The sequence below is a fragment of the Citrobacter sp. FP75 genome (genome assembly GCF_018342065.1).
GTDB lineage: Bacteria > Pseudomonadota > Gammaproteobacteria > Enterobacterales > Enterobacteriaceae > Citrobacter.
This window is the reverse complement of sequence record NZ_JAFDOE010000002.1, coordinates 288,366-301,449: the sequence shown is the minus strand read 5'-3', so window position 1 is coordinate 301,449 and position 13,084 is coordinate 288,366. Positions and strand designations below refer to the sequence as shown.

Genomic DNA, 13,084 nt, shown 5'->3' with positions numbered 1-13,084 from the left:
AAGGTGACGCACCTTATCCGGTCTACGGTCTGGCATTAACGTCCCGCTACTTTCCCGCGTTTTTTGTTCGCCGCAGGGGTCTGACGCTGGTGCGCCACCGGCGTATGCTTAGTCAGCGCCGGACGAGTATGCCGATTCTGGCGACGTGCTTCGCGCATCTCTTCCAGCGTAGGCGCCGGAACCAGACATTCACGACGACCACCAATCAGATGCTTTTTACCCATATCTTCCAGCGCCTGGCGGATTAACGGCCAGTTGGCGGGATCGTGATAACGCAGCAGCGCTTTATGCAAACGGCGCTGCTTGTCGCCTTTCGGCACCACCACATCTTCACTCTTATAACCAATTTTACCCAGCGGGTTTTTCCCGGTGTAATACATGGTTGTAGAGTTCGCCAGCGGCGATGGGTAGAAGTTCTGCACCTGATCCAGGCGGAAACGACGCTGTTTCAGCCACAACGCCAGATTCACCATATCTTCGTCACGCGTACCCGGGTGCGCGGAAATAAAGTAAGGGATCAGATACTGCTCTTTACCGGCCTGCTTCGAGTAGGTATCAAACAGCTCTTTAAAGCGGTCGTAACTGCCCATGCCCGGCTTCATCATCTTCGACAGCGGACCTTCTTCGGTGTGCTCCGGTGCAATCTTCAGATAACCGCCGACGTGGTGGGTCGCCAGCTCTTTGATGTAGCGCGGATCCTCAACGGCGATGTCATAACGTACGCCAGAAGCGATAAGGATCTTTTTAATGCCTTTCAAATCACGCGCGCGACGATAGAGGTTGATCGTCGGTTCGTGGTTGGTGTCCATGTGCGGGCAGATGTCCGGGTACACGCATGACAAACGACGGCAGGTCTGTTCCGCACGCGGTGACTTACAGCGCAGCATGTACATGTTAGCCGTTGGACCGCCCAGGTCGGAAATCACGCCGGTAAAGCCCGGTACGGTATCGCGAATCGCTTCGATCTCATTGATGATCGAATCTTCCGAACGACTCTGGATGATGCGCCCTTCATGCTCTGTGATCGAACAGAATGAACAGCCGCCAAAGCAGCCGCGCATAATATTGATGGAGAAACGGATCATCTCGTAGGCAGGAATGCGGCTGTTGCCATACGCCGGGTGTGGGACACGCTTGTACGGCAGCGCGAAGACGCTATCCATCTCTTCGGTCGACAACGGGATCGCTGGCGGGTTAACCCAGATGTAGCGGTCGCCATGTTTTTGCATCAGGGCACGCGCACAGCCAGGGTTGGTTTCGTGGTGCAGAATGCGTGACGCATGGGCGTACAGCACTTTATCGCCCTTCACTTTCTCGAACGACGGTAGCAGCACGTAGGTTTTTTCCCACGGCTTTGGACGTGCTGGCTGAACGGTTACTGCCTTTGCTTCCTGCTTTTTAGGCGCAACAGGCTTGTTATCCGCACACGGTAAATCTTCACCATACGGATGCGGGATAGGGTCAATTTTCCCCGGTGTATCCAGACGCGTGGAATCCACACCGCTCCAGCCTGGCAGCGCTTCTTTAACCATAATCGCGGTATTACGCACGTCACGGATCTGGTCGATGGTTTCGCCCATCGCCAGGCGGTGTGCGACTTCAGCCAGCGGACGTTCACCGTTACCGAACATCAGCATATCCGCTTTGGAATCCACCAGCACCGAGCGGCGCACGGTATCAGACCAGTAATCGTAATGCGCGGTACGACGCAGGCTGGCTTCAATACCGCCAAGGATCACCGGCACGTCTTTCCATGCTTCACGACAGCGCTGGGTATAAACCAGCGTAGCGCGGTCTGGGCGCTTACCGGCGACGTTGTCCGGCGTGTAGGCATCGTCATGGCGCAGTCGGCGATCGGCGGTATAGCGGTTGATCATCGAGTCCATGTTTCCGGCGGTCACGCCGAAGAACAGATTCGGTTTACCCAGACGCATAAAGTCGTCTTTACTGTTCCAGTCCGGCTGAGCGATAATCCCGACGCGAAACCCCTGTGCTTCCAGCATACGGCCACAAATAGCCATACCGAAGCTCGGGTGATCGACATAGGCATCACCGGTAACCAGAATAATGTCGCAGCTATCCCAGCCAAGTTGGTCCATCTCTTCTCGCGACATCGGCAGAAACGGCGCGGGGCCAAAACAGGCGGCCCAGTACTGCGGCCAGGAGAAAAGGTCTCTGTCCGGTTGGATCAGGGATATTGCGCTCATAATGCTTCCAAAAATGGTAAAAAAATAATCAAAGGCCGGGGATTATACGCTGTATGTCCGCCAGAAATGAAGCGGAGTCTGAATCAGACGAGTAGAAAGTTAAATAAATTGTTAAATTTTACTACGCCAATTTTCTTCTATCATAATTGACATCATATCTTGCCAGTAGGACCAGGTCTTTTTGGCGGGGGATTTTCCATTGCAACGCAACGAATCACTTAATATTTCCCAGCTGCGGGTTGTTCTTCATCTGTGTGGATTTCTGGTTCTCCTTTACAGCTTCTCTATGCTGCCGCCGATGGCCATCGCCTTGTTAAACAAAGAACGCAGCTTTTTCGCTTTTTTGAGCACATTTGCCGTTTTTTTTACCCTCGGCGGTGGTACCTGGCTGACAACAAAACGCGCCGGTATTCAGCTGCGAACCCGGGATGGTTTCGTCATTATCGTTCTGTTTTGGCTGCTCTTTTCATTCATCAGCGCCATGCCGCTGTGGATGGAAGATGGATTAAATCTCTCTTTTGCCGATGCCCTGTTTGAAGGCGTCTCCGGCATTACCACCACCGGGGCGACGGTCATTGGCGATGTCGGTGCAATGCCCAGATCCTATCTGTATTATCGGGCCCAGCTCAATTTCATCGGCGGCCTGGGGGTTATTGTCCTCGCAGTAGCCGTCCTGCCACTGCTGGGTATAGGCGGCATGAAACTCTATCAGTCTGAAATGCCTGGCCCCTTCAAAGAAGAACGATTGACCCCACGACTTGCCGATACCGCACGCACGCTGTGGCTCACCTATGTCACGTTGGGACTTATCTGTACGCTGTCCTATTGGGTTGCCGGTATGTCGTTTTTCGATGCCTTGTGCCACGGGCTTTCAACGGTCTCCCTCGGCGGCTTCTCCACCCGAAGCGAGAGTATTGGCTTTTATAACAGCCACGCCATTGAGCTTGTCGCCGGGCTATTTTCGCTGCTTTCTGCGTTTAACTTCACCCTCTGGTATGTCGCTATTGTGAAGCGGACCTTTAAGCCATTTCGCCGTAATGCCGAACTGCAGCTGTTTCTGATTATTGCCGTCATTCTCACCCTGATCGCCACCTGGCAGGTCTGGCGAGCGGGTATGTACAATATAACGGACAGTCTGGTGCATGCTTTTTTTCTGGCAAGCTCAATGCTAACAGACAATGGCCTGTCGACTGCGGATTACGCGCAGTGGCCCTCACACACTATCTTCATGTTACTTAGCGCCAGTTTCATCGGGGGTTGCGTGGGTTCAACTTGCGGGGGCATTAAGGCGCTGCGTTTTTTAATTATGTTCAAGCAGTGCCGACAGGAATTACATCAACTGGCCCATCCTCGCGCACTGTTGAATATCAAAGTAGGTAATAGCGTGGTTAACGAGCGCGTGATCCGCTCGGTGTGGAGCTTCTTTTTTCTCTACGTTTTGTTTACCAGTTTTTTCGTCTGGGCACTCAATTTGATGGGTTACGATCTCTTCTCCTCTTTTGCCACCGTCGCGGCCTGCATCAATAATATGGGGCTGGGATTTGGCGTCACGGCGGTCACGTTTGGTACATTAAGCGAAGAGGCAAAATTGTTGATGTGCGCGGCAATGATCATGGGGCGGCTGGAAATCTACCCCATTTTGATCCTTTTCTCGCGCATGTTCTGGCGGGCGTAACAGAATATCCGGCGCATTACGGCGCCGGGTTCACCAGCATCTGTCCGATCGAGCCACGGTCGGCCATTTCCAGCGTCTGGCTGTTAAAGTAGAACGGGAAATGGGCCCAGGAAGGCTGTCCGTAATAAACCAGCAGCTCAACCTGTCCATCCACCCAGACGGTATCTTTCCAGCCCCGGTCTTCCGGGAACGGCATCGCGCCATTCACGTTGCGGATCAGGAAAGAGACGCCTTCAATATGGAAAGACTGAGGCATATCCGCCCGCACCGTCCAGCGCTCCCAGGAGCCCTGCTGAGCGGTAATATCCATACGGTTTACATCCCACAGCTGCCCGTTGATGCCGGGATCGTCATCAAGACTGATTTCACGGCTGCGAATCGGAGAGCCGCCTAAAATTTCCGTGGGCAACAAACGCATCGGCAGACTGTCGGTCACCAGCGGCAGCAGCCCGGTCGGGCGCAGGGTCAGTACCAGCGTGGAGATCAGAATACTGGATGGCTCGAAGAATCCGCGGATCCGGTCGACAATGCTGGCCGCCTCACCACAGGTGATCGACACTTCATCGCCGTTGGTCATATCCACCAGAATCTCACGACGCTCACCCGGTGCCAGCGAGAGTTGCTTCACCGAGACGGGCGCAGGTAAAAAACCCTGATCGCCGGAAATCACATGCAGCGCGCGGCCATCGCTCATTTGCAGCTGATAACGACGCGAGTTCGAGGCATTCAGTAAACGCAAGCGCACCCAGCCGCGAGACACTTCCACATACGGGCTTTGCGCCCCGTTAACCAGAAGCGTATCACCCACAAACCCGCCGCTACCCGGCTCGCTGTATTCCGGCGTGCCAAAGTTATCCAGGCGCTTATCCTGAATGATGACCGGGAAATCATCGACGCCATAATGATTGGGAATCGGCAGAGATTTACTCACTTCATCTTCAATCAGCCACATCCCGGCGAGACCGTTATAGACCTGCTGCGCAGTACGGTTCGGCGTATTGGCGTGATACCACAACGTGGCGGCGCTCTGGCGAATGGGCAGCACCGGCGCCCAGTCCGCACTCGGCGACATCATGCGTGCCGGACCACCCATCAGTGGGCCGGGAACCTGTAACCCGGCGATGGTCATTGAGACATTCTCGGTCAGACGGTTGCTGTAGATAAGCTTGACGTCATCCCCTTTCCAGACGCGGATGGTCGGCCCCAGGTAGCGCCCGTTAATCCCCCAGACAGATGCGCGGGTGCCCTGCGTAAAGGACCAGTGAGCACGTTGCAGGGTCATAAATAGCGGTTGCCCCCGGCGAGACTCCAGCAGTGGCGGAACAGGTAGCGGTTGTTGCTGACCGGCAGCATTAGCCTTCAGCGGAACAGCACCTGCACACAGTGCGATCCCCGATGTCTGAATGAACTGACGCCGACTGAGTGACATATAAGCTCCATGTAAAACTGGCTATTAACACGCAGGAAAGCATTTCCTGTAACAAACTCGAATGGCGCGAATCAAACCTTACCGGCAGCTTCCCGCTCGGCAACTTCTTTGTCGAGTTCGGCGATTTTTTGTTCCATCAGCGTGCGGCAATGTGCTGCCAGTTCACGAACCTGATCCTTACCAAAGTGGCTGATATCCACTGGCGGCAACATCTCGACGATCGCCAGACCGTTATTTAATCGGTTAAGTTTAATCTTATTCGAGGTCGTTGAAACGCATACCGGGATCACCGGCACACCCGCGGCAATGGCCGCATGAAACGCGCCGGTTTTAAACGGCAGCAGGCCACGACCACGGCTACGCGTGCCTTCCGGGAACATCCAGATAGAAATACGACGTTTTTTAAAATGATTAACCACCGCCGCAATAGTGCTGTGCGCTTTGGCTCGGTTGTTTCTGTCAATCAACAGATTACCGGTAAGCCAGTACAGCAGGCCGAAAAAAGGGATCCACAGCAGGCTTTTTTTACCGACCGTAACCGTCGGCGGCTGCACGATTTTCGCCGCGGTAACCATGTCGTAGTTATTCTGGTGGTTACAAATATAGATAGCGTTGCCATAGTCCTTTGCATCAGGCGGCATACGGCATTCAACCTTCAGGCCGTAAAGGGGAGCCAGTCGACTAAACATATGACCAAACGTCGAGACGTGTTTTGGATTTCGTGGGCTGAACAGACAGTATATACAACCAAAAACACAGACCAGAATGCAGTAAATAACAGTAATGAATAAACGAAAAATATATAGCATAACAACCTCTAAGGCCTAAGAGCCTGGCATTTTACGTCACCTGATGCAGAACCCTGCGTCAGGTTAGGGCTTTGTTAAGAGCGGCTCTCTGGAAAAGCGTATTGTTAATCGCAATGCACGAATAAACAACGGTTTCACGGGAATTTTTAACGTTGGCCCTCCCCGCGAAAAAGCAGGGAGGGCCAGACGACAGCGTTATTCTTCGCTATCGCCCTGGCTGGCACGTCGGGGCGAGTCAATCTCGATACGGTCGATGCGCTGCAAACCGCGCATCAGCGTACCGCGACGCCCACGTTCGCCGGTCACCTTCTGCAGTTCTTCAGGACGCAGTTTAATTTTGCGTTTACCGACGTGGAGAGTCAGCGTACTTTGCGGCGGCAGCACATAGAGGTGCGCCAGTCCATCATCACCTTTCGCCGCTTCTGCAGAAGGAATGTTGATGATCTTGTTCCCTTTACCTTTCGACAATTGCGGCAGGTCACTGACCGGGAACATCAGCATACGTCCGGCATGGGTGATCGCCAGCAGCATATCGGTTTCATCTTCAAGCACCACCGGCGGCATCACATGCGCATTTTCCGGTAACGTAATCAATGCCTTACCTGCGCGGTTACGCGCCACTAAGTCATTAAAGGTGCAGACGAATCCGTAGCCAGCATCGGACGCCATCAGCAGTTTCTGGTCATCACCTTCCATCAGCATATGCTCAACCGTCGCCCCCGGCGGCAGCGTAAGCTTCCCGGTTAGCGGTTCACCCTGACCACGCGCCGACGGCAGCGTAATGGGGTCGATGGCATAGCTGCGTCCGGTCGAGTCAACGAACACCACCGGCTGATTGCTCTTGCCTTTCACGGCCGCTTTATAGCTGTCGCCCGCTTTATAGCTTAAGCCCGGCGCATCTATGTCGTGACCTTTGGCGCTACGCACCCAGCCGCTTTGGGATAGCACTATGGTGACCGGTTCAGACGGCAGCATGTCGTGCTCGCTCATTGCTTTGGCTTCTTCGCGCTCTTTCAGCGGAGAACGGCGATCGTCGCCATACGCATCTGAGTCAGCCTGCAGTTCTTTCTTCAGCAGGTTACTCATTTTACGTTCGGAGGCCAGAATGCCCTGCAGCTGATCGCGTTCTTTCGCCAGTTCGTCCTGCTCGCCACGGATTTTGATCTCTTCCAGTTTGGCAAGATGGCGCAATTTCAGTTCGAGGATGGCTTCAGCCTGGGTCTCAGAAATGCCAAACCGCGACATCAGTTCTGGTTTGGGTTCATCTTCATGACGAATGATTTCAATCACTTCGTCAATGTTGAGGAACGCCACCAGCAAACCCTCGAGGATGTGCAGGCGCTTGAGGACTTTTTCCAGACGGTAGTTCAGACGACGACGCACGGTATCGCGGCGGAACGCCAGCCATTCGGTGAGGATCTCCAGCAGGTTTTTCACCGCCGGACGACCATCAAGGCCAATCATGTTCAGGTTGATGCGGTAGCTTTTTTCCAGATCGGTGGTGGCAAACAGGTGATTCATCACCTGCTCCATGTCAACACGGTTGGAGCGCGGCACGATCACCAGACGGGTCGGGTTTTCGTGATCCGACTCATCGCGCAGATCGTCCACCATCGGCAGCTTTTTATTGCGCATCTGGGCGGCGATCTGTTCCAGCACTTTGGCGCCGGAAACCTGATGCGGCAGCGCGGAAATCACCACTGCGCCGTCTTCTTTGGCCCATACCGCACGCATGCGCACGGAGCCACGCCCGTTTTCGTAAATTTTACGAATTTCCGCGCGTGGGGTAATGATCTCCGCTTCGGTCGGGTAATCCGGCCCCTGGACGATATCCAGCAGCTGATCCAGCGTCGTTTTCGGCTGCTCAATCAGCGTAATCGCCGCTTTCGCCACTTCACGCAGGTTATGCGGTGGAATGTCTGTTGCCATCCCGACCGCAATACCGGTGGTGCCGTTCAGCAAAATATTCGGCAGACGCGCAGGCAGCATCTTCGGCTCCTGCATGGTGCCATCGAAGTTTGGCACCCAGTCCGACGTCCCCTGACCGAGTTCCCCCAGCAGGAGTTCCGCATATTTAGACAGGCGAGATTCGGTATAACGCATCGCCGCGAACGATTTCGGATCGTCCGGCGCCCCCCAGTTCCCCTGCCCGTCAACCAGCGGATAACGGTAAGAGAACGGCTGCGCCATCAGCACCATGGCTTCATAGCAAGCGCTATCGCCGTGCGGGTGGTATTTACCCAGCACGTCACCGACTGTACGGGCGGATTTTTTAAATTTGGCGCTGGCATTCAGCCCCAGTTCGGACATCGCGTAAACGATGCGACGCTGAACGGGTTTCAGACCATCACCAATAAACGGCAACGCCCTGTCCATGATGACGTACATGGAATAGTTCAGATAGGCGTTTTCCGTGAATTCATGCAGCGCAAGGCGCTCTGCCATATCGCTCATTAATCGTGGTTCCTCAACTGTTAGCCCGAACAATACCCGGTATTCGTCAGGCAATATTGCCGCAGATACTACCCTATCTGGCGAGTTGAGTCACAAAGTTCAGTGGTTTTGCCGCCACGGATAAGCAGCGGCGATAATCACCTCTACACCCGTTTCTTAATGCGCCCGGATATAAAGTTCTTTGCTGTACACATAGTCCTGTGGATTTTGCACCGGGAAACCGCCCACATAGGGTTTAAGCAATTTAATCAACGGCTGGTAGTAGATGGGTATCACGGGGGCTTGCTGGTTAATTATCTCTTCCGCCTGTGCGTAAAGCTGGTTACGCTGTGCGGCGTCGGGCGTGCGGGCAGCCTGCGCCAGCAGCGCGTCATAGCGCGCATCGTGCCACTGTCCAACATTCTCTACATTCCCGGACTGCAGTGTGTTCAAAAACGTTGACGCCTCATTGTATGTCGCATCCCACGACTGGCGAGACAACATGAAATCCCCTTCGCGCCGCGCATCCAGGTACGTTTTCCACTCCATGGTGCGCAGCTTAACATCCGCGCCAAGCCATTTTTTCCACTCAGAGGATAAGGCAATAGCCGTTTTCTCATGCAGGTCGTACTTATTGTAAAACAGCTCAAACGTAAGAGGATGCTGCTCGTCAAACCCGGCCTGTTTCAACAGTGCTTTCGCCTCAGCAATCCGCTCGCTCATCGGAGCCTGAAGATCGCTCAGCACCGGCGGTTTAAAACCGGCAACCTGCGGCGGCGTTAGCGTCGTCGCGGGGGTACGAAGCCCGAGTACTTTCTCGGCAATAAGTTGCCGGTCGGCGGTTAAGTACAGCGCACGACGCACCCGGACATCGTTAAACGGGGCTTTGCGGGTATTGAAGTTATAATACTCGCTGTTCAGGCGGGGGATCACTCGTAGCTCACCCGGCAGGTTTTTCTCTATCGCCGGGATCTGCTGAGTTGGAACCCAGGTGAGATCAACCTCGCCAGCACGATAGCGGTTATATCCCGTTACGGCGTTATCCAGGGCCAGATATTCTACCTGCTGTAAAACGGTATGCTGCGCATCACGATAGCGCGGATTTTTACGCGCCACGATTTTCTCGTTCACCACCCATTTATCCAGTACAAATGCGCCATTGAAAACCAGGTGCTCCGGCTTGCTCCACGCATCGCCATACTGCGAAATGGTATGCCGCGGCACGGGGAATAACGTGGGCCATGCCAGCATGGTGGTAAACCACGGCACCGCTTGTTCGAGTGAAACTTCAAGCGTCCGATCGTCCACCGCCTTCACTCCCAGCGTGCTGGCAGGTGATTTACCGTCCACAATCGCCTGCGCATTTTTAATATGTGCCGCCGCCAGATACCCGGCAAACGGGCTGAGGGTATGTGGGTCAACCGCTCGCTGCCAGCCCGCCACAAAGTCCTGCGCCGTTAGCGCTACACCATCTGACCATTGCAGACCTTTGCGTAGGTGGAAAATATAGCGTTTTCCTCCCTCTAAAACGTCCCAACTCTCGGCCTGAGCGGGCTGCACTTTCCCCTCGCCATCCATCCAGACCAGGCCTTCGAAAAGATCGAGAACGATTTGCGCGGCGGTATTTTCTTCCACTTTTTGCGGGTCAAGAGTGCCCGGATCGCTGTGGTTGTTGTAGCGGAAAATTTGTTGTGCGGCGAGTGACGTTCCGTCAGGGATCGTTGCGGCAAAAAGAGAGGGACTGCACATCAGGCTGACCAGCCATAATAATGGACGCGTTTTCATGATATCTCTGTGAGTAAGATTGACTCCGCCACTTTACATGTTACTGGTGTTTACAGGCTGATTTGCATCACATTTAGGAATAAAGGAAAGGGCCGCGAATGCGGCCCTGATGAGGATTATTTAGCGACTTTGGTAATCTGTTTCACATCGATTTCAACAGAGTTCCAGTCTTTATCCACCTCACCCTGGATTTCAACCACATCCTGCGGGCCAACGGTCACACCGTTCCAGCGTTTGTGGTCAATATCCACGTTCACCGTGCCGGTCGCATCTTTAAACAGGTACAAATCGTCGGAAATACGCTCGACGATGTTCCCGCGCAGGGTTACCCAGGTATCATCACGCAGCGATTTTGCACTTTCTACCGTCGTGCTGCTGCCGTTCGGACCAATAAATCCACCCGTTTGGCTTTGCGTCGCCGTCGGGCCAGAGAAGCCGCCCTGCTGCGCTGCCAGTACAGGTGCGGAACACAATGCCATTACGGCAACCATTGCAGCTAATTTTTTCATCTTCATGTCTCCCTTATCATGTTGTTTCACGACTATTTAATAAGTTAATCCTTAACAACTTCTTAAGGCAAAAAAAGATTCTTTTTTTGCTGTACATCCCTGGTTGCCACAAGGTTTACTGACAGGCAACAGAGTGAGCGCAGGGAAGAACATATGCGTATTTTACTGGTAGAAGATGATGCGTTGATTGGCGACGGCCTGAAAACGGGTCTGAGTAAAATGGGTTTCAGCATCGACTGGTTTACCGAAGGTCGTCAGGGAAAAGAAGCGCTTTACAGTGCGCCTTATGATGCGGTGATCCTCGACCTGACGCTGCCGGGCATCGACGGGCGCGATATCCTGCGCGAATGGCGCACAAAAGGAAAACAAGAGCCGGTGCTAATTTTAACCGCACGCGATGCGCTGGCCGAACGCGTGGAAGGTCTGCGCCTCGGTGCGGATGACTATCTGTGTAAACCCTTTGCATTGATTGAAGTTGCCGCCCGACTGGAGGCGCTGGTACGCCGCGCCAGCGGCCAGGCCACCAGCGAACTGCGCCATGGTCAGGTGACGCTTAATCCCGGCGCGCTGGTCGCCACACTCGCGGGTGAGCCGTTGCCGCTCAAGCCAAAAGAGTTCGCGCTGCTGGAACTGCTGATGCGCAATAAAGGGCGCGTACTGCCCCGCAAACACATTGAAGAAAAACTGTATAACTGGGATGAAAACGTCTCCAGTAATGCAGTTGAGGTGCACGTCCATCACTTACGCCGTAAACTCGGCAGTGATTTTATCCGTACCGTGCATGGCATTGGTTACACCCTGGGTGATGCATGAAACTCACACAACGCCTCAGTCTGCGCATCAGGCTAACGCTTATCTTCATCATTTTAGTTTTGATAACCTGGCTGATTTCCAGTTTTGTCGCCTGGAAACAAACCACCGATAACGTGGACGAGATGTTTGACACGCAGCTGATGCTGTTTGCCAAACGGCTGGTCACGCTGGATCTTGATGAACTAAAAGCCTCTGAACGCATTGCACAGACACCGAAAAAGTTCAAACATGGCCATATTGACGACGATGTGCTGACCTTTGCGGTCTACACGCCGGATGGAAAAATGGTCCTTCATGACGGTGACAATGGTCAGTACATTCCCTATAGCTATCGTCGGGAAGGGTTTGATGACGGCTATCTGAACGGGGATAACGATAAATGGCGCTTTATCTGGCTGACTTCAGCGGATAAAAAGTACCGGATCGTGGTCGGCCAGGAGTGGGAATACCGCGAAGATATGGCCCTGGCGATCGTGACAACCCAATTGGTGCCGTGGCTGGTCGCCCTGCCGCTGATGCTGCTGATCCTGATTGTACTGTTAAGTCTTGAACTTAACCCGCTGAAAAAGCTGGCGCAAGCTTTACGTATGCGGGATCCGGAATCTGAAGAGCCACTGAGCCTGAAAGGTATTCCTGGCGAAGTTCGCCCGCTGGTTGAGTCGCTCAATCAACTTTTTACCCGTATTCATACCACGATGGTACGCGAGCGGCGTTTTACCTCAGATGCCGCTCACGAACTGCGTAGTCCGTTGACGGCATTGAAGGTACAGACCGAAGTCGCGCAACTGTCCGACGATGATCCGCAGGCACGGCAAAAAGCGTTAATGCAGATGCAGACGGGAATCGATCGCGCCACGCGCCTGGTCGATCAGTTACTGACGCTTTCGCGGCTCGACTCACTGAGCAATCTTCAGGATGTCGCCAATATCTCTCTCGAAGAGCTACTGCAATCCGCCGTCATGGATATCTACCACCCGGCGCAGCAGGCCAACATCGACGTGCGCTTGCAGATTAACGCCCACGATATTAAACGCACCGGCCAACCGCTGTTACTCAGCCTGATGGTCCGCAATCTGCTGGATAATGCGATCCGCTACAGTCCGCAGGGTAGCGTCGTGGAAGTCACGCTCAACAACCGATATTTCAGCGTCAAAGACAACGGGCCAGGCGTTGCGCCAGAGGTTCTCGAGCATATTGGTGAACGCTTTTATCGCCCGCCGGGACAAAACGCGACCGGCAGCGGACTGGGCCTGTCGATTGTCCGGCGTATTGCGACGTTGCATGGAATGTCCGTGTCATTTGCCAACGCCACAGAAGGCGGATTTGAAGCCAGAATCAGCTGGTAGCGACGAATTATTGCGCTATCAGCAAAAGACTTTGCACATTTTGCTAATTTCATCGCACCGCTCATCGGCGTAAAATCG

General features: G+C 53.9%; 9 protein-coding genes. 3 read left to right on the top strand and 6 right to left on the bottom strand.

Annotation, left to right across the window (positions count from 1 at the left end; genetic code table 11):
- Positions 1–35: 35 nt before the first annotated feature.
- Positions 36–2,207: a YgiQ family radical SAM protein gene (locus JQ822_RS09085; protein WP_213133198.1), complete on the bottom strand. Its 2,172-nt coding sequence runs from the start codon at positions 2,205–2,207 to the stop codon at positions 36–38.
- Positions 2,208–2,406: 199 nt separating this feature from the next.
- On the opposite strand from JQ822_RS09085, the gene JQ822_RS09080 reads away from it, so the two are divergent.
- A complete protein-coding gene (locus tag JQ822_RS09080; protein ID WP_213133197.1) occupies positions 2,407–3,882 on the top strand; it encodes a TrkH family potassium uptake protein in 1,476 nt (491 codons plus the stop codon).
- Between the two features lie 16 nt (positions 3,883–3,898).
- On the opposite strand, the gene ftsP is transcribed toward JQ822_RS09080, so the two are convergent.
- The 5 genes from ftsP to JQ822_RS09055 all read right to left on the bottom strand — a co-directional run bounded on the left by ftsP (position 3,899) and on the right by JQ822_RS09055 (position 10,847).
- Complete coding sequence (ftsP, locus tag JQ822_RS09075; RefSeq protein WP_213133196.1) at positions 3,899–5,311, bottom strand: cell division protein FtsP; 1,413 nt, start codon at positions 5,309–5,311, stop codon at positions 3,899–3,901.
- 71 nt (positions 5,312–5,382) lie between these two features.
- Complete coding sequence (gene plsC, locus JQ822_RS09070) at positions 5,383–6,120, bottom strand: 1-acylglycerol-3-phosphate O-acyltransferase (RefSeq protein WP_135324324.1); 738 nt, start codon at positions 6,118–6,120, stop codon at positions 5,383–5,385.
- A gap of 195 nt (positions 6,121–6,315) precedes the next feature.
- Complete coding sequence (gene parC / locus JQ822_RS09065; RefSeq protein WP_213133195.1) at positions 6,316–8,574, bottom strand: DNA topoisomerase IV subunit A; 2,259 nt, start codon at positions 8,572–8,574, stop codon at positions 6,316–6,318.
- A gap of 156 nt (positions 8,575–8,730) precedes the next feature.
- The gene (locus JQ822_RS09060; RefSeq protein WP_213133194.1) at positions 8,731–10,338 is read right to left on the bottom strand and encodes an ABC transporter substrate-binding protein; all 1,608 of its coding nucleotides are present in this window, start codon (positions 10,336–10,338) and stop codon (positions 8,731–8,733) included.
- A 116-nt stretch (positions 10,339–10,454) separates the two neighbouring features.
- Positions 10,455–10,847, bottom strand: coding sequence for a YgiW/YdeI family stress tolerance OB fold protein (locus tag JQ822_RS09055; protein ID WP_135324321.1), 393 nt, complete (start codon positions 10,845–10,847; stop codon positions 10,455–10,457).
- 153 nt (positions 10,848–11,000) lie between these two features.
- Here JQ822_RS09055 and qseB point away from each other — a divergent pair, with 153 nt between their 5' ends.
- Together qseB and qseC are read left to right on the top strand one after the other, a co-directional pair.
- Positions 11,001–11,660, top strand: coding sequence for a quorum sensing response regulator transcription factor QseB (qseB, locus tag JQ822_RS09050; RefSeq protein ID WP_213133193.1), 660 nt, complete (start codon positions 11,001–11,003; stop codon positions 11,658–11,660).
- Complete coding sequence (qseC, locus tag JQ822_RS09045; protein WP_213133192.1) at positions 11,657–13,006, top strand: quorum sensing histidine kinase QseC; 1,350 nt, start codon at positions 11,657–11,659, stop codon at positions 13,004–13,006. The genes qseB and qseC overlap by 4 nt, the downstream gene beginning before the upstream one ends.
- The last annotated feature ends 78 nt before the right edge of the window (positions 13,007–13,084 follow it).